18 protein-coding genes are annotated in these 16,790 nt (G+C 64.8%); all 18 read left to right on the forward strand.

The genetic code is table 11. The features are described 5' to 3' along the window. Positions 1–283: 283 nt before the first annotated feature. The 18 genes from M9952_04340 (at position 284) to nuoK (ending at position 16,785) form a co-directional block, all read left to right on the forward strand. A complete protein-coding gene (locus M9952_04340; GenBank protein MCO5312151.1) occupies positions 284–877 on the forward strand; it encodes a hypothetical protein in 594 nt (197 codons plus the stop codon). 27 nt (positions 878–904) lie between these two features. Then, on the forward strand, positions 905–1,321 hold the full coding sequence (locus tag M9952_04345; GenBank protein ID MCO5312152.1) for a 4Fe-4S binding protein: 417 nt from the start codon (positions 905–907) through the stop codon (positions 1,319–1,321). Between the two features lie 102 nt (positions 1,322–1,423). Further along, complete coding sequence (locus M9952_04350; GenBank protein MCO5312153.1) at positions 1,424–2,209, forward strand: cytochrome b N-terminal domain-containing protein; 786 nt, start codon at positions 1,424–1,426, stop codon at positions 2,207–2,209. Positions 2,210–2,225: 16 nt separating this feature from the next. Further along, on the forward strand, positions 2,226–3,005 hold the full coding sequence (locus tag M9952_04355) for a menaquinol-cytochrome c reductase cytochrome b subunit (protein ID MCO5312154.1): 780 nt from the start codon (positions 2,226–2,228) through the stop codon (positions 3,003–3,005). Positions 3,006–3,060: 55 nt separating this feature from the next. Further along, positions 3,061–3,912: a Rieske 2Fe-2S domain-containing protein gene (locus M9952_04360; GenBank protein ID MCO5312155.1), complete on the forward strand. Its 852-nt coding sequence runs from the start codon at positions 3,061–3,063 to the stop codon at positions 3,910–3,912. Between the two features lie 79 nt (positions 3,913–3,991). After that, on the forward strand, positions 3,992–5,203 hold the full coding sequence (locus M9952_04365) for a c-type cytochrome (protein MCO5312156.1): 1,212 nt from the start codon (positions 3,992–3,994) through the stop codon (positions 5,201–5,203). Continuing rightward, complete coding sequence (locus tag M9952_04370) at positions 5,203–6,330, forward strand: hypothetical protein (protein MCO5312157.1); 1,128 nt, start codon at positions 5,203–5,205, stop codon at positions 6,328–6,330. The genes M9952_04365 and M9952_04370 overlap by 1 nt, the downstream gene beginning before the upstream one ends. 12 nt (positions 6,331–6,342) lie before the next feature. Continuing rightward, positions 6,343–6,846 (forward strand): NADH-quinone oxidoreductase subunit A, encoded by a 504-nt coding sequence (gene ndhC / locus M9952_04375; protein ID MCO5312158.1) that lies wholly within the window; start codon positions 6,343–6,345, stop codon positions 6,844–6,846. Continuing rightward, a complete protein-coding gene (locus tag M9952_04380; protein MCO5312159.1) occupies positions 6,846–7,469 on the forward strand; it encodes an NADH-quinone oxidoreductase subunit B in 624 nt (207 codons plus the stop codon). Before ndhC ends, M9952_04380 begins: the two co-directional genes overlap by 1 nt. Then, a complete protein-coding gene (locus M9952_04385) occupies positions 7,462–8,016 on the forward strand; it encodes an NADH-quinone oxidoreductase subunit C (GenBank protein ID MCO5312160.1) in 555 nt (184 codons plus the stop codon). Before M9952_04380 ends, M9952_04385 begins: the two co-directional genes overlap by 8 nt. Beyond that, on the forward strand, positions 8,013–9,305 hold the full coding sequence (locus M9952_04390; protein MCO5312161.1) for an NADH-quinone oxidoreductase subunit D: 1,293 nt from the start codon (positions 8,013–8,015) through the stop codon (positions 9,303–9,305). Before M9952_04385 ends, M9952_04390 begins: the two co-directional genes overlap by 4 nt. Beyond that, complete coding sequence (locus tag M9952_04395; GenBank protein ID MCO5312162.1) at positions 9,302–9,928, forward strand: NAD(P)H-dependent oxidoreductase subunit E; 627 nt, start codon at positions 9,302–9,304, stop codon at positions 9,926–9,928. The genes M9952_04390 and M9952_04395 overlap by 4 nt, the downstream gene beginning before the upstream one ends. Beyond that, the gene (gene nuoF / locus M9952_04400) at positions 9,925–11,307 is read left to right on the forward strand and encodes an NADH-quinone oxidoreductase subunit NuoF (GenBank protein MCO5312163.1); all 1,383 of its coding nucleotides are present in this window, start codon (positions 9,925–9,927) and stop codon (positions 11,305–11,307) included. The genes M9952_04395 and nuoF overlap by 4 nt, the downstream gene beginning before the upstream one ends. Beyond that, positions 11,300–13,966, forward strand: coding sequence for an NADH-quinone oxidoreductase subunit NuoG (gene nuoG / locus M9952_04405; protein ID MCO5312164.1), 2,667 nt, complete (start codon positions 11,300–11,302; stop codon positions 13,964–13,966). Before nuoF ends, nuoG begins: the two co-directional genes overlap by 8 nt. Continuing rightward, entirely contained in the window at positions 13,963–15,162 is a 1,200-nt protein-coding gene (gene nuoH / locus M9952_04410; GenBank protein MCO5312165.1) for an NADH-quinone oxidoreductase subunit NuoH, read from the forward strand. The genes nuoG and nuoH overlap by 4 nt, the downstream gene beginning before the upstream one ends. Continuing rightward, positions 15,162–15,860, forward strand: a complete 699-nt coding sequence (locus M9952_04415) for an NADH-quinone oxidoreductase subunit I (protein MCO5312166.1) — start codon at positions 15,162–15,164, stop codon at positions 15,858–15,860. Before nuoH ends, M9952_04415 begins: the two co-directional genes overlap by 1 nt. Then, positions 15,860–16,486 carry an NADH-quinone oxidoreductase subunit J gene (locus tag M9952_04420; protein MCO5312167.1) on the forward strand — a complete coding sequence of 209 codons (627 nt, stop codon included), beginning with the start codon at positions 15,860–15,862 and terminating at the stop codon, positions 16,484–16,486. The genes M9952_04415 and M9952_04420 overlap by 1 nt, the downstream gene beginning before the upstream one ends. Further along, the gene (gene nuoK, locus M9952_04425; GenBank protein ID MCO5312168.1) at positions 16,483–16,785 is read left to right on the forward strand and encodes an NADH-quinone oxidoreductase subunit NuoK; all 303 of its coding nucleotides are present in this window, start codon (positions 16,483–16,485) and stop codon (positions 16,783–16,785) included. The genes M9952_04420 and nuoK overlap by 4 nt, the downstream gene beginning before the upstream one ends. Positions 16,786–16,790 lie beyond the last annotated feature (5 nt).

Raw genomic sequence — 16,790 nt, forward strand, 5'->3', positions numbered from 1 at the left:
TGAGGAGCAGTCTACGCACCGGTGAGGTCGACGTTCCAAAGTTGGGGCCGACCGTCGCCCCGCCTGTTCTCCGATAACCAGTGGTCGTGATCACGACCACTGGTTATCGGAGAACAGGTTGGGGGAGGTGTAGCTGTGAGAGTCGCCGGAAAAACTCATCCTCGCGACACCACTTCACCGCTCGGATGTGCCAAGGACCCGCTGGGCGTGATAAACCACCGTCTACGCGTATGGGGTTCGCACCCCGCTAGTTTGTGAGAAGTTTCACGAGGAGGCGCTTGCGTTGAAGATCTGGAACGTTGCGGGCAAGACGGTCGGCTTCATCATCGCTTCATTGCTCGCATTCCCTATCGGTGTTGCGTTCTTGATGTGGCTCGCCGATGGCCCCAACCGCGGTCGATTCGATGAAGCGCACGTGTTCAGCGCTCGTTACATCACCTCGGTGATCGTGTTCATCGCGGCGATGATCCCCTTCTTCGCCGTGGCCAACCGCCGCAAGGAGAGCCAGCCCATCACGTGGGGCGAGGCGATGGTCGGCGCCACGTACTCGTTCTTCCTGCTGTTCTGGCTCTACGGGGTCGTGCCCCACGAGTTCCTGAACTGGGCGGACGCCGAGCTCGGCTGGCGTCCCGACATGAAGATCATCGGCCCGGAGGGCACGTGGGACTGGCTGGGCACCGGCGGCTTGTGGACCGCCATCCCGTTGACGATCACCAAGCAGACCCTTCGCGACTTCATGGCGGTCGCCATCTACGGAGTCGGCCTCGGCGGGTTCATCTGGGTGTGTTGGTTCTGGAACAATCGTGCAAAGGCCCCGGCGGCAGTCGAGCCGACTTCCAGCTACGGCCGTCCGCTCGTGGCAAAGGCCAAGGGCTAGGACCGGGACCAGGACCGAGGAGGCGACATGGGCGCAACCGACGCGAACCCCCCGATGCCGGAGTTTGCAACCGACTACGTGCTGCAGGAGGTCAACGCCGACTATCTGGCGAAGGCCGTCAAGCCGAAGCAGTTCATCCACATCGATCAGTCCGAGTGCATCATGTGCGAGGGCTGTGTCGACATCTGCCCGTGGAAGTGCATCCACATGGTCAGCCCGTCGAGCATCGAGGAAGCGGTGGGCATCGAACAGCCCGGCCTCGATCCCTCCGACAACGTGATCTTCCTCATCGACGACGACGTGTGCACCCGCTGTGCGCTGTGCGTCGATCGCTGCCCGACCGGCGTGATCATCCTGGGCAAGATCGGCGATCCCAGTCCCGACGGCGACCCACACGGGCGCACCAACTCTCACGGTTATGGCTACGGCATGCGCCTCGGCTAGACATTCTCGCCGAACGACTTTCGGCACCCATTCGTTCTCATCCAACATTCGTTCCCATCAGCTCATCCACCCCACTGATTCGACGACACAGGGAGTCACCCCGTGGCAAAGACCATGCAGGGAAGCCCGGCCCAACGGGCACAACAGGCAGTTTCGAACCTGACCGAACAGGTCCAGGGAAGCCAGGCTTGGAATTCGATCTTCCGTCCGGGTTCGATTTTCCGGAAGGGCTATTCCGACAGCCCCCGTAACCGCAGCTACGTGATCATGAACTCGGTGCTGTACCACCTGCACCCGGTGAAGGTGAAGCGCCACGCGGTGAAGGTCAGCTACACGCTGTGTCTGGGCGGCCTGTCGTTCTTCGTGTTCATCCTGTTGACGGTGACCGGCATCTTCTTGATGTTCTTCTACCGTCCGACCGCGGTGAATGCGTGGGACGACATCCACGCACTGCAGACCTCGGTCACCTTCGGCCTCCTCGTGCGGAACATGCACCGGTGGGGTGCGCACATCATGGTGATCACGGTGTTCCTGCACATGGCCCGCGTCTTCTACCACGGTGCCTACAAAGCGCCGCGGGAGTTCAACTGGGTGATCGGCGTGATCCTGTTGGTGATGACGCTGATGCTGTCGTTTACCGGCTATCTGCTGCCGTGGGATCAGCTCGCGCTGTGGGCGGTCACGGTGGGCACGAACATGATCGGCTACACGCCGGTGCTCGGCAATGAGGTCCGGTTCGTGCTGCTCGGCGGTGCTGAGATCGGCACCGACACGCTCATACGCTGGTACGTGCTGCACGTGTTGTTCATGCCATTCGTCACTGTCATCTTCATGGCCATCCACTTCTGGCGGGTCCGTAAGGATGGCGGAATCTCTGGACCGCTCTAAGCCGAGGTAACGATCGATGACGGAAATTCCAGAACATCTCCTCAAGCGGGCGCAGGCGGCCAAGGAAAAGGCTGCGGCGAAGTCGGGCGCCGAAGCTCCGGCCGAGGCGGCTGCGGCCGAGCCGGCCGCAGCGGCGCCATCCGATAGCCGAATCCCCGCTCACCTGTTGCAGCGAAGCCAAGCGCGCAAGGCGGCCAAGGCCGGCGGCGGCGAGGCGGCTGCTCCCGCGGCCGCCACTCCGGCGGCGGCTGGTGGTGGCGCGGTTGCCGCGCCGACCCTGCCGCTCGCAGCGGGTCCCGGTGGCCACACCCAACGCCTGTTGACGGTCGTCAAGTCCGGGTCGATCCAGGACGTGAAGTCGAAGCCGCAGGACAAGGTCCACACGTGGCCGCACCTGTTGGTCGTCGAATTCGCTGCGGCGCTGTTCATTCTGGCGTTCACCACGATCTTTTCGATCTTCGTCAACGCCCCGCTGCTCGAACTCGCGGACGTCAACAAGACACCGAACCCGTCGAAGGCTCCCTGGTACTTCCTCGGCCTTCAGGAGTTGCTCACCATGTTCCACCCGATGGTCGCCGGTGTGACCATTCCGGGCATGGGCATCTTCTTGTTGATCCTCGCCCCCTACGTCGACAAGAACCCGTCGAACCGACCGGAGGACCGCAAGTTCGCGGTCGCCCTGATGTCGGTGCACCTGTTCTTCTGGGCGACACTGGTGATGATCGGTTCGTTCTTCCGTGGTCCCGGGTTCAACTTCACGCTTCCGTGGCGTGACGGAATCTTCTTCGACCTGTGAGTTCGCCCGACATGTCGCACCCCACATTCTCACCGCAATCGATTCGAGGTGAATCGTGACTCCACTTGCCATCGTCGCCATCGTCATCATCGTGGTCGCTGCAATCGCGCTCGTGGCCTCCGCATCCCGTCGCAAGGACCTCGGTTCCGCGACCGGTCAGCTTTCCCGCGAGACCCTCAAGCGCGACAGGGCCCGGCGCCTCGACGACAGCGAGCTCATCAGCGTCGGCGTGACCGGCAAGGAGATCGAGCGTGCGGCGTCCGCCGACCGTGGCGAGGTGGCGGTCCCGGCCGCCTCCACCGCCCCGACGGTATGGGTCGCCCCGGATGAGGAAACCCTCGGCGTCACCCGACGTCAGTTCCTCAACCGTTCGATCGTCGTGCTGATGGGCCTCGGCATCGCCTTGTTCGCAACGGTGTCGTTCCCGGTGTTCCTGTGGCCGTTCCGCACCGGCGGTTTCGGTTCGAAGCTGCGCATGGGCAAGATCACCGACCTGGTCGGAGAGATCCAGACCGAGGGCGGATTCCTGTATCGCCCCGAGGGCCGCATGTGGCTCGTCGAATATCCGAAGAGTGCCATTCCGAAGGGGCAGGTCGTGTACGGCTCGCAGCCGTCGTGGCCGGGCATGGAAGCGGGCATCTTGGCCCTGTATCAGAAGTGCGTCCACCTCGGGTGCCGCGTTCCCTCATGCGACACCTCGAAGTGGTTCGAGTGCGCGTGCCACGGTTCGCAGTACAACCAGGTGGGCGAGCGTAAGGGTGGCCCGGCGCCTCGCGGTCTCGACCGCTTCGCCATGGAGGTCTCTGCGGACGGCGTCTTGACGGTGAACACCGGCATGATCGTCCAGGGGCCCCCGCTCGGCACCAACACGACCGGTCAAGAGGCTCAGGGCCCGCACTGCATCTGATGCGGCTGCGGAGACCAACAAGGATTTCAGGTATGCAACGGCACGAGAGTAAAGGCAGCGTCTCGCAATGATTGCGCTCATGACAACGCAGCGGTCGATCGCCTATGTGATCGCGTTCGTGATCTTCGCCGGCGGCGCGGCGTTCGCCTTGGCGCAGATGCGCAAGGGCAAGGCCGAACTCGGCAGCGAGATCGAACTCGCTCCGAACCGCAAGCAGTACTACGACGACGAGGAGCTTGAGGGCAAGCGTCTCAACGCAGCGTTGTGGGCCTGTGTCGCGCTTTTGGTCATCACCGTGGTGACGCTTCCGGCGTACTGGCTCGCCGAGCCCGGCCGCCAAGAAGGCGCCCATGAAGACAGCCTCCACATCTTCCAGCACCGGGGCGAGACCCTGTACGTCGAAGGTGCCCAGTGTGTGAACTGCCACGGAACCGCGGCCTCGGGCGGCGTGGCGTCGTTCGTCATCACCGACGAGAACGGCCAGTATCTCGACACGGTGTCGTGGACCGCTCCTGCGCTCGACACGATCTTCTACCGGTTCTCGGTGCAGGAAGTGAAAGACATCCTCACCTATGGCCGTCCGGGAACGCCGATGCCGGCGTGGGGCGTCGATGGCGGCGGCCCGAACACCACCCAGCAGCTCGACACGGTGCTCGAATACCTGTGGACCGTGCAGAAGACCCCCGAAGAGGTCCGCACGCTCGTGGACGACTACGTCAGGGGTGTCGACGAGGAGCTCTACAACCGGATGATCGCGAATCGCGAACTCAACGACGGGGTGCTCGACGCCACGAGCGAGGAGTACACGCGGATGAGCCTCGAAGACGAGCGGTATCTCGGCGAGGTGCTGTTCTACGCAAACTCGGCGACGCTCGGCGGAACCTCGTTCAACTGCGCTCGCTGTCACACCCCGGGCCACTCGTTCGGCCAGGACTGGCTGCCGGCGGAGATCAGCGGCCGCGGTTCGTTCGGGTTCAACCTGATCGGGATCGAGAACCGCCTCACCGAGAACCAGCAGTTCAACCTGGTGAATACCGGCACCGAGGAGGGAATCTCCTACGGTTCGGTGGGTCTGGGTACCGGCAAGATGCCCGGGTTCGGCCTGAACCCGAACGACGGTGCCGAAAACGACCGTGGCGGATTTGGCGCAGCTGGGGTCTTCACCCCCGAACAGGTCTGGGCCGTGGTGACCTACACCCGCAGCCTCACCCTTGAGAACCCGGTCGAACGAGCGACTGCGGGTCTCTTGGCCGGGGGCCCGGCGAGCAACGCATCGGAGGAAAACGGCTGATGAACGGCTTGGGTCTACTTTCGGCGGTCGCGTTCGACCCCGCCATCCGTGGTGTGATGGTGGTGGTCGTGTCGACCTTGGTGTGGGGTGGCTCGCTCTACACGATTCTGATGACCAACACGGGTGTCCGTGTCGGCTTTCTGATTTCGATGAGCGCGACGTTCGGCTGGTGTTTCCTGATGGGGATCATCTGGACGATCTACGGCATCGGTCTGATCGGTCGGGCTCCGGCGTGGATGATCACCGACGTCAACTTCGATCGCGCCGATCCGATGGTGGCGGTTCCGCAGACCGAGCAGTTGCCGGCGCATGCCGATCTGCCCGACGCGGCGGAGATCATGGCGCAATATCCGTTGGTCACGGCGCTTGCTCAGGGTGCTGAAGGCGAGGGCTGGGAGCCCGCGACCATCACCGAACTGAAGACGATTGTGCAGCCGTGGGCGACTATTTCCACCGCGGAGGTGATGAACCTCTCTCGGGACGCGATCGAGAAGGCGCCCGATGCCGTGGCCGCCGATTCCGCCACCGAAGCGCTGATCAACGGCGGCGGCACCGCGTTGCGCGACGCCGTGCGGGCCGATGCGAACAGTGTTCGTGAGGCGGTCGATGCGCCGCTGGGCGACTGGTGTCTGTTGACCGAGTCGGATCCGCGACGCGGCGAAGCGCAGGCCTCGGCCGATGCGGCCTTGGCGAACGCCGACGCGTTCCCCGGTGCCGACGGCGAGACCGACACCACTGACTATCTGATCAAGAACGTGTTCCTGTACGGCGGCAAGGAACCGTGCGAGCCGATCACCGAGAGTTCGATGGTCAAGCGCACGTGGCACCGCGTCGCCACGGTGTTCCAGGTGAAGAACCCCGATATGTACGCGGCGGCGACCGCGGTTCGTTCGGTGCAACACGTGGTTCCGCCTGGCGGCACCCCGCCTCCGGCCGAATCGCTCGACGACACCTCCGAGGTCACCGTGGTCATGTTGCGTAACCTCGGCAACAAGCGGATGATCCCGTTCGTCTTCGCCGTCGTGACGTTCCTCGGTTTCGTGATCTTCACGACCATGCTGCACTACCGCGATAAAGAGGCCATGGCCGTGCGCGCTGCGTTCAGCGGAGCGGGCGCGGGGAAGTAGGGGTACAACTCGATGGGACAGTATCTGCCGATCGTGATTCTGGCCGCCCTCGCGGCCGGATTCGGGCTCGTCAGCCTGGTGATCAACCAGTTGCTGGCTCCGTCGCGCCCCACCCCGGCGCAGACCGCTCCGTATGAGTGCGGGATCGTCGAAAACGTCGAACCTCCGACCCGGTTTCCGGTGCGGTTCTATCTGATCGCGATGATCTTCATCATCTTCGATATCGAGATCGTGTTCCTGTATCCGTTCACGATGGTGTTTCGTGAGGCGGGGGCGTTTGCGTTCCTGGCGGTGGTCGAGTTCGCGGTCGTCGTGTTCGCGGCGTTTCTGTATCTCATTTCGAGCGGAGCCCTCGATTGGGGACCGTCGAAGAAGGAGCGCCGCAGCACCGTGCTGTTGAACAACGTCCGTGCCGCGACCGGCATCCGACAGGTCGGATTCGAGGGCCGCGAGGTCGAGGGTCGCGAGGTCGACACGGCCGCTGCGGCGTCGAGCGGGGAACACGAGGCCGCCTGATGGGGATCATCGAGGGAATCAAGAACGAGGGCGTCAACGGCATCGAGTACAACGTCGTCACCGCGAAGGTCGAAGACCTGCTGCAGTGGGCGCGTTCGCGTTCGATCTGGCCGGCGACGTTCGGGCTGGCGTGTTGTGCCATCGAGATGATGGGTGCGGGCGGCGCCCACTACGACATCAGCCGCTTCGGCATGGAGGTGTTTCGCGCCTCGCCGCGTCAGGCTGATGTGATGATCGTCGCGGGCCGGGTGAGCCAGAAGATGGCACCGATCCTGCGGCAGATCTACGACCAGATGCTCGAACCGAAGTACGTGTTGTCGATGGGCGTGTGTGCGTCGACCGGCGGCATGTTCAACAACTACGCAATCGTGCAGGGCGTCGATCAGGTCGTTCCGGTGGATGTGTATGTGCCGGGGTGTCCGCCCGGGCCGGAGACGCTGATTCACGCCATCACGACGTTGCAGAACAAGATTTCCTCGGGCGAGGTGCTCGCCCGGCGTGACGAGAACGGCGGCGGCGCCGGGATCGTGCTCGAACAGATCGACGGCCAGAGCGCCTCGGGCCTGACCATCGGTCGTGGTCGTGGCGCCGTAGCCGCCACCGTGGGGGCCTTTGATGTCTGAAGTCACCGAGGTCGTCGACGACGACGCCGGAACTGCCGAAAAGCCTGAGCCGGAGCGCCTTCATGGCGCTCTCGTCACGCATGGTGGCGACGCGACCGTGTTGCATGTCACACCTGGCGAGTATCTCGCGGTGGTGAACGCGCTTCGTGCCGACGGCTACTACATGTGCATCGACGTGTGTGGCGTCGATTATCTGACCCATTGCGGTCGCTCCGCGTTGCCGGCGGAGATCGAGGCCCAGCGCTTCGAGGTGGTCGCCCAGTTCCTCCGCCACAGCGATGCGTCGAGGGCGCGGGTACGGGTGCAGGTGGACGCCGACGAGCCGACGGTTCCGACGATCACCGGCCTGTTTCCCGGCGCCGAGGGCCCCGAGCGTGAGACCTGGGACATGTTCGGCATCGTCTTCGACGGTCACCCCGACCTCACCCGCATCCTGATGCCCGACGAGTGGACCGGTCACCCGTTGCGCAAGGACTACTCGGTGGGTCGTATCCCGGTGCAGTTCAAGGCGGCTCCGATCCGTGGCGATCGCGAGGGGGTCAAGTGAGTTCCGTGAACGCTACGACCGATATCGAACGCCTCGACGCTGCGGTGCACCGTTTGTCGACCGACACTTCGGTGCTGCGGATGTCGGCCACCGAGGCCGAGGAGCGTTCGGGCTATCAGTCCGATTCCGAGCGCATGATCATGAACATGGGGCCCCAGCACCCCTCTACCCACGGGGTGTTGCGTTTGGTGCTGGAAATGGAGGGCGAACAGGTCCTTCGTTCGAAGCCCGTGATCGGTTATCTCCACACCGGCATGGAAAAGACCGGCGAGGAACTGACCTACGCGCAGGGTTCCACGAACGTGACCCGCATGGATTACGCCTCGCCGCTGTTCAGCGAGCTGGCGTTTTCGTTGACCACCGAGAAGCTGCTCGGCATCGAGGTACCCGAGCGTGCGCAGTGGATCCGCATGTTGATGTCGGAGGTCAACCGACTCTCGAGCCACATGTTGTTCCTCGCCACCAACGGCATGGACATCGGTGCGGTGTCGATGATGATCTACGGCTGGCGCGAGCGTGAGGAACTGTTGCGGTTCCTCGAGACCGTGACTGGTCTGCGCATGAACCACAACTACATCCGCCCCGGCGGTGTGGCGGCGGATCTGCCCGATGGTTGGCGCGAGATGCTGGTGCCGCTGCTCGACGTGTTGCCGAGCCGCCTCGAAGAATTCAAGATCCTCATGAACGGCCAACCGATTTGGCGGGAGCGACTTCAGGGCGTGGGCGTGCTGACCTCGGAGGAGGCGTTGGCGCTGTCGGTGACCGGCCCGATCCTTCGTTCGACGGGTTACGCCTGGGATCTTCGCCGCGATGCGCCGTACCTGCGCTACGACGAGGTGGATTTCGACGTGGTGGTCGGCGGTCATGGCGACACCTTCGACCGCTATGCGATTCGTTTGGCTGAGATCGAGGAATCCATTCGCATTCTGCGCCAGGTGATCGAAAAGATGCCCGAGGGCGATTATCGCGTTCAGGACAAGAAGGTGACCCCGCCGCCGCGGGCCCGCATCGACGAGTCGATGGAGGCGTTGATTCACCATTTCAAGCTCTACACCGAGGGTTTCAAGGTTCCCGAGGGTGAGGCCTATGTGGCGGTCGAGTCGCCGCGCGGCGAGCTTGGCTGCTACATCGTGTCGGACGGTTCGGCGAAGCCGTATCGCATGCACATTCGCGGCCCGAGTTTTTCGAACCTTCAGTCGCTGCCCCATCTGATGCGCGACAGCTATCTGGCCGACACGGTCGCGATCGTGTCGTCGGTGGATCCGATCATGGGAGAGGTGGACCGATGAGTCGCTTCACGGAGGCGAACGAACAGCTCGCTCGCGAGATCATCGCCCGCTACCCCCGAGCGAAGTCGGCGACGATTCCGCTGTGTCATCTCGCGCAGGAACAGGACGGCTATCTGGCCGACGATGCGATTTCGCACATCGCCGAGTTGGTGGGCATCACGTCGGCCGAGGTGTTGGGCACCGCGTCGTTCTACGAGATGTTCAAGCGCAAGCCGGTCGGCAAGTATCTGGTCAACGTGTGCACGAACATCTCCTGTCAGGTGATGGGCGCCGAGGAACTGTTGGCGCACGCCGAGGAGAAATTGGGCGTCCCCGCCGGGGGCACCACCGACGACGGCATGTTCACGCTGGAAGACGTCGAGTGCATCGCGGCGTGCACCGAGGCCCCGGCGTGCCTGGTGAACTACCGGTTCCAGCATCGGGTCACCAACGAGTCCTTCGACACGCTGATCGACGACATCCGCGCCGGCAAGGCGACCGAGATTCCGTTGCACGGCACGTTGGCGAAGGCTCGCCAGCACATCGACCCGTCGCAGGTGGCCAACATCGCCCCGCCCGAACAGCAGGTGGAGCCGGCGTGGTTCGCGGCCCGCAATGCGACCGGCGAAGGAGACGCATCATGAGCGACGGCAACGTCCCCCAGGTCGTGTCCTCCCGTTGGGATGTGCTCGACGCCCACACGCTCGAGGGCTACAAGCGCTCCGGCAGCTATGAGGGCTACAGCGGTATCGCCAAGGCGTTGACCCGACGGCCATCGGAGGTCCTCGAAGAGGTCCGCGACGCGACGGTGCTGGGTCGCGGCGGCGCCGGTTTCCCCGCGGGAACCAAGTGGGGGTTCACCCCTGCGGGTGTGTGGCCTCGCTACATCGTGGTGAACGGCGACGAGTCCGAGCCGGGCACCTACAAGGACCGCGTGCTCATGGAGCGCGACCCGCATCAGCTCATCGAAGGCTGCCTGATCGCGGCCTACGCGATCGGCGCGGCGCAGGTGTTCTTGTATGTCCGCGGCGAGATGGCCCATGCCCAGGAACGGGTGGCGGCCGCGCTGAACGAGGCGTACGCGGCGGGCCTGGTCGGCAAGAACATCATGGGCACCGACTTCAGCGTCGACATCGTGTTGCACTGGGGTGCGGGGGCCTACATCGTCGGCGAGGAGACGGCGCTCATCGAGTCGCTCGAGGGCAACCGCGGCATGCCGCGCCTCAAGCCTCCGTATTTCCCGGCGGCCAAGGGCCTCTACATGAAGCCGACGATCGTCAACAACGTCGAGACGCTGTCGAATCTGCCGTGGCTGATGAACCACGGCGCCGAGGTCTACAAGCAGACCGGTTCGGAGTCGTCGCCCGGTACCCGCCTCGTCGCGGTGTCGGGTCACGTGAACAACCCCGGCGTGTGGGAGGTGCCTCAGGGCACGACGACGTTTCGCGAGCTGTTCTATTCCGAGCAGTACGGAAACGGCATCCGCAACGACAACGCGCTCAAGGCGTTCATCCCCGGAGGCGCATCGGCCCCGTGGTTCTTCCCGGAGGACCTCGACCTTCCGCTCGAGGGCCGCACGATCGGCGCGGCCGGCTCCATGGCCGGTTCGGGCGCGATCGTGGTGATGGATGAGACGGTCGACGCGGTGAAGGCCTGCCTGCGCATCGTGCGGTTCTACGCCCGCGAGTCGTGCGGCAAGTGCTCGCCGTGTCGTGAGGGCACGGCCTGGGAGGAGAAGATCCTCCAGCGCATCGTCGACGGCTACGGCCGTCCGAGCGATATCGACCTGCTGTTGGACGTCGCCGACAACATTTCGCCCGGGCCCTATCCGGTGGCCGCGGATCCGAATCAGGGCCTCGAGGCGGTCCCGTATCCGCCCAAGCAAACCACCATCTGCCCGCTCGGTCCGTCGTCGGTCGCGCCGATCACGTCCGCGCTGCGCCGGTTCCGTCACGAGTTCGAGGCGAAGATCACCAGGCGTGAGCCGATTCCGGTGAGCGCCGCGGGAGGCCACGATGCCTGAGGCACCGACGCCCATCACCATCGACCAGCCGGTCACCATCACGATCAACGGCGACGCGGTGATCGCGCAGAAGGGCGATCTGCTGATCGACGCCGCCGAGCGTGCCGGTCATTACATCCCCCGGTTCTGCTACCACAGCCGCATGAACCCGGTGGGCATGTGCCGCATGTGCCTCGTCGAGGTCGACACCGGTCGCGGACCCGCGTTGCAGCCGGCGTGCATGTTGGAGTGCGGCGACGGCATGGTCGTCGATTCGCAGAACGACCGGGTGCGCAAGGCCCAGGACGGGGTGCTCGAGTTCCTGCTCATCAACCACCCGCTCGATTGCCCGGTGTGCGACAAGGGCGGCGAGTGCCCGCTTCAGGACACCACGATGGCCTACGGTCCGGGCGAAAGCCGGTTCGTGGAGGAAAAGCGCCACCACCGCAAGCCGATCGCCATCTCCGAGACGGTGAACCTCGACCGTGAGCGTTGCATCCTGTGCGATCGCTGCACCCGGTTCGCCGACGAGGTGGTTGGCGATCCGCTCATCCACTTCATGGACCGTGGCTCGGCGACCCAGGTCAACACCTTCCCCGGCGAGCCGTTCACCTCGTATTTCAGCGGCAACGTCGTGCAACTGTGCCCGGTCGGTGCGTTGACGGCGACTCCGTACCGCTTCAAGGCCCGCCCGTGGGATTTGAGCGAGGCGACCTCCACCTGCACCGGCTGTTCGGTGGGATGTCGCATCACGGCGCAGTCGAGTCGCGACCAACTCGTGCGTTTCAACGGCGTGGATGCCGATGCGGTGAACTGGGGTTGGTTGTGCGACAAGGGCCGCTACTCCTATGAGGCGGTCAACGACGAGGGCCGCTTGACGGCACCGTTGGTTCGCGATGCCGATGCGCTGGTCCCGGCCCGCTGGAACGACGCCCTCGCCACCGCGGCGCGGCTCATCAGCGACGGCCTCGGCCGTTCGGGCCCGAGCGGCCTGGCGGTGCTCGGCGGCGCCCGGTTGTCGAACGAGTCGGCCTATGCGTGGTCGAAGCTCGTCAAGGGTGTGATCGGGTCGGACAACTTGGACGCCCAACTCGGTGACGGGTTGCCGGTCGACGCGGTCCTCGGCCTGCCGAAGGCCACGATCGACGACGCCTGTCGCCCGGGTTCCACGGTCATCCTGTTGGGTCCCGACCCGAAGGAGGCGTTGGGAGCCCTGTTCATCCGCCTGAAGCACGCGATCGTCGAGGACGGCGCCAAGCTGATCGAGGTCACCCCGCAGCGCACCGGGTTGTCGCGTTACGCGGCCTCGACGCTGGTGTATCGCCCGGGCGAGGCGGCTGCGGTGATCGCGGCGTTGCTCGACGGAGCGAACGGCGACGTGTCGGGGGTGCCCGCCGATCAACTCAACGCCGCGAAGGCGCTGATCGATGCGGCGAACGGCCCGGTCACGGTGTTGCTGGGTCGAGCGAACGTGGCGGAGTCGGGTGCGACGATCGTCGACGCTGCGGCGCTGCTGAACGATCGCCTCGACGGGGTGCGGTTCTTGTCGACGCTGCGGCGCGCCAATGTTCACGGAGCGCTCGACATGGGCCTGGCCCCCGGTTTGTTGCCGGGCCGGGTTCGCCGTGGGGACGGCGCCGCCTGGTTCTCTCAGGCGTGGCCGACGGTTCCCGACGCCGACGGGCTCGACGCCATCGGCATCTTGCAGGCCGCCGCTGACGGCAAGATCGACACCCTCGTGTTGTTGGGCGCCGACCCGCTGAGCGACGTTCCCGATCGACGGTTGGCCGAGCGGGCGCTGACCGGCGCCCGGGCGGTGATCGCCCTCGACACGTTCCTCAACGAGAGTTCGCGCCGGGCCGACGTCGTGTTGGCGGCGACCGCCGCACACGAGTCCGCCGGCACCCACACCAACCTGGAGGGCCGGGTGAGCCTGGTCGCCCACAAGGTGACCGCGGTGGCAACGACGCGCACCGACTGGTCGATCGCCGCCGAGTTGGCCGATCGCCTGGGCCACGACCTGGGCCTCGAGTCGGCCGAGGAGATCTGGGCCGAGATCGAAGAGCTGTCGGGCATTCACAACGGCATCACCTTGGAGTTGTTGGCGCAGAACTCGGTCGAGGGCGTGGTCGCGCCGTTGCCGGCTCCAGAGCCGATCGCCACCGAGGACGCCGAAGGAACCGAGGCCGAAGGAACCGACACCGACGGTGCCGATACCGACGGTGTCGATACCGACGGTGTCGATACCGACGAGGCCGACGGCGCCGACGCAGCCGTCGACGAGGGCCCCGAGCTGATCGCCGCCCCCGAACCGCTCGAGTTCCGGACCCCGGAACCCACGGCGGTGCCCCCGCTCGATTCCTACTCGTTGCGCATTGCTGCGGGCCGCACGATGTACGACGCCGGCACGACCCTCGCCCACTCGCGTAGCTCGGCCAACCTCGCTCCGGTCGCCGCACTGCGGTTGCACCCCCACGACTTCGACCGGGTCGGGGTCGCTTCGGGTGAGCGGGTGCGGGTGAGCGCCAACAACCGCACGCTCGTGGTGGAGGCCGTCGCGGACGCGACCGTGGCCCAGGGCACCGCCGCCCTTGCGGTGAACGCCCCGAACGTCAACGTGAACGACCTGATCGAGGCCGGCGCCCCGATCACCGAGATCCGTCTGGAGGCGGCGCGATGATCGCTCTCGATCCGCTCCTCAACAACCTCGATCTCACCGGTGTGCTCGTCATGTTGGCGAAGGTGCTCGTCGCCTTCGGCATTTTGATGACGTCGGTGATCCTCATGATCTGGTTCGAACGCAAGTTGCACGCCGACTTCTCGAACCGCCTCGGTCCGCGTTGGGCCGGCCCGTTCGGTGTCCTGCAGACGCTGGCCGACGGCATGAAGATCATGTTTAAGAGCGACCTGATCCCCGATCAGGCCGATCGGGCGGTGTTCAAGTACGCGCCGCTGCTGTCGTTGGTGCCGGCGTTCATCGTGTTCTCGGTGATTCCGATCGGTGGCAACTTCAACGGCGACAAGGCCGGCATGGTCGAAATCGCCGGTCGTCAAACGATGATGCAGGTGGCCGACCCGCACATGGGTGTGCTCGTGATCCTGGCGGCGAGTTCCCTGGCCATCTACGGCATCATGTTGGCCGGCTGGTCGTCGGGGTCGAAGTATCCGCTGCTCGGCTCGGTTCGTGCCTCGGCGCAGATGGTGTCGTATGAGGCGGCGCTCGGGCTGTCGGTGCTGGCGGTGTTGTTGAACTCCGAGTCGCTGTCGACCAATGCGATCGTCAACAGCCAGTCGACGTGGGGTTGGAACGCTTGGGCGACCGGGGTCATCCCGTTCGTCATCTTCGTGATCGCGGCGACCGCCGAGATGAACCGACCCCCGTTCGACCTCGTCGAGGCGGAACAGGAACTTGTCGGCGGGTTCCACACCGAATACGCCGGATTCCGTTTCGCCATCTTCTATCTGGCCGAGTTCATGAACGTGGTGACGATGTCGACGATCATCGTCACGTTGTTCCTCGGCGGCCCGTCGGGCCCGGACTTCGGGGTCACCGGCTGGGTGTCGGACTACGTGTTCCCGGTGATCTGGTTCTTGCTCAAGACGCTGTTCATGTTGGTGGTCTTCGTGCAGTTCCGCACGACGCTGCCCCGCCTGCGTTATGACCAGCTCATGGATCTCGGTTGGAAGATCATGATCCCGCTCGCGCTCGGATGGTTCCTGTTGCTCGCCGGGCTCAAGGTCGCCCAGGACGAGGGTTGGAACCAGTTCGTCGTCGGCCTCGTGTCGGTGTTGGTGATCTTCGTTGGGGCGGCGCTGTTGTCGGTGGCGGTGCGAACGGCTCGCTACCGTCGCGAGGTCGAAAAGGTTGGTGCGTGATGGGTGTGCTCGGTGGCTTCGCGGTCACGTTGAAGAAGATGTTCAAGCACACCGACACCGGTCGTGTGCTCACCCTCGAATACGAGGGCGGTCGCGGCGGAGCCAAGGACCAAAAGCGCGACAAGCCCGAGCGTCTGCACGGTCGTCACGTCCTCAACCGCTATGAGGACGGGATGGAGAAGTGCATCGGTTGCGAGCTGTGCGCCGGTGTGTGCCCCGCCAAGTGCATCTATGTGCGCGGCGCCGACAACGATCCGGAGAATCCGACGTCTCCGGGCGAGCGCTTCGGGTTCGTCTACGAGATCAACTACCTGCGCTGCATCCATTGCGACATGTGCGTCGAGGCGTGCCCGACCGAGGCGATCACCGAGTCGAAGCTGTTCGAGTTCAGCTTCACCAGCCGCGAGGACGCGATCTACACCAAGGAAGAACTGCTCGTCGGCGACGACGGCAAACCCAAGCAGCTTCCGTGGGAAGACTGGCGCGAGGGTGACGACGTGAACACCTCGGCGTGGATGCGGGCCACCTCGCCCGGCGGCGACGCCCGTTTCGAGAACATGGTGGCCTGGTCGGGTGAACTCGGCTACGGCGTGCGCGCCCCCGAGGGTGGCCAGCCGCTCGAGCGCGAGCAGGCCGCTCAGGCGGCCGCCGCGGCACACGACGACCACCACGACGACCACGGGGGAGGTCACCACTGATGCTCGCCGTTCAAGCGGGGCAACTCATCACCTTCGTCATCGCCTCGATGATCACCATCGGCGGGGCGGTCGGGGTGATCGCCTTCCGCAATCCCGTCCACAACGCGCTGTCGCTCATCGCGACGCTGTTCGGCATGGCCGTGTTGTACGCGGCCCAGGGTGCCTATTTCGTCGCCGCGATCCAGGTGATCGTGTACGCCGGTGCGATCGTGGTGTTGTTCGTGTTCGTGATCATGTTGCTCGGGGTCGACCGGATTCAGAGCTACGCCAAGGAGCGGACGCCTCGCACGCTGCTCATCGGCGGATCCCTCGGCGCGGGTGTGGCCGTGATGGTGCTGATCGCCATCCTCGGCGGAATCCCGAAACCGACCGGGGCGGAATCGGTTCAGGGGGCGCTCGGTGCTACCGACGTCAACGCCATCGGCGAGGCGATGTTCAGCACCTACATCTTCGCGTTTGAGATCACCTCGTTGCTGTTGGTGGTCGCGATCGTGGGAGCGGTGGTGTTGGCCCGCAAGCCGAAGGGGGAGCCGATCGATCTCGACGAGTTCCCCAAGCCGGAGATCGACCTCAGCGACGCCGACGAACAGGACGCGCTCGACGCCGAGATCGGGGCCCAGCAGTGATTGGTAGCAACGCATATCTGATGTTGTCGGCGGTGCTGTTCGCGATCGGTGTCGCGGGCCTGCTCATCCGACGCAACCCGCTCGTGATGTTCATGTGCATCGAGTTGATGCTCAACGCGGTGAACCTGAGCTTTGTGGCCTTCGGCAATTCGCTGAACGATATCGGCGGCCAGGTCATCGTCTTTTTCGTACTCGTCGTCGCTGCGGCGGAGGTCACGGTCGGCCTCGGTCTGATCGTGGCGATCATGCGCCGCAACACCGGTGCCGACGCCGATGAACTCTCGTTGATGAAGGGCTGACGGGC

This window comes from Microthrixaceae bacterium, assembly GCA_023957975.1.
Taxonomy (GTDB): domain Bacteria; phylum Actinomycetota; class Acidimicrobiia; order Acidimicrobiales; family Microtrichaceae; genus JAMLGM01.

Excerpts from the sequence above, each read along its gene's own strand:
- M9952_04365 (MCO5312156.1), top strand. The coding sequence starts at position 3,992 with ATGACAACGCAGCGGTCGATCGCCTATGTGATCGCGTTCGTGATCTTC.
- M9952_04380 (MCO5312159.1), top strand. The coding sequence starts at position 6,846 with ATGGGGATCATCGAGGGAATCAAGAACGAGGGCGTCAACGGCATCGAG.
- nuoG (MCO5312164.1), top strand. The coding sequence starts at position 11,300 with ATGCCTGAGGCACCGACGCCCATCACCATCGACCAGCCGGTCACCATC.
- M9952_04385 (MCO5312160.1), top strand. The coding sequence starts at position 7,462 with ATGTCTGAAGTCACCGAGGTCGTCGACGACGACGCCGGAACTGCCGAA.
- nuoF (MCO5312163.1), top strand. The coding sequence starts at position 9,925 with ATGAGCGACGGCAACGTCCCCCAGGTCGTGTCCTCCCGTTGGGATGTG.
- M9952_04345 (MCO5312152.1), top strand. The coding sequence starts at position 905 with ATGGGCGCAACCGACGCGAACCCCCCGATGCCGGAGTTTGCAACCGAC.
- ndhC (MCO5312158.1), top strand. The coding sequence starts at position 6,343 with ATGGGACAGTATCTGCCGATCGTGATTCTGGCCGCCCTCGCGGCCGGA.
- M9952_04420 (MCO5312167.1), top strand. The coding sequence starts at position 15,860 with ATGCTCGCCGTTCAAGCGGGGCAACTCATCACCTTCGTCATCGCCTCG.
- nuoH (MCO5312165.1), top strand. The coding sequence starts at position 13,963 with ATGATCGCTCTCGATCCGCTCCTCAACAACCTCGATCTCACCGGTGTG.
- M9952_04415 (MCO5312166.1), top strand. The coding sequence starts at position 15,162 with ATGGGTGTGCTCGGTGGCTTCGCGGTCACGTTGAAGAAGATGTTCAAG.
- M9952_04395 (MCO5312162.1), top strand. The coding sequence starts at position 9,302 with ATGAGTCGCTTCACGGAGGCGAACGAACAGCTCGCTCGCGAGATCATC.
- M9952_04370 (MCO5312157.1), top strand. The coding sequence starts at position 5,203 with ATGAACGGCTTGGGTCTACTTTCGGCGGTCGCGTTCGACCCCGCCATC.
- M9952_04355 (MCO5312154.1), top strand. The coding sequence starts at position 2,226 with ATGACGGAAATTCCAGAACATCTCCTCAAGCGGGCGCAGGCGGCCAAG.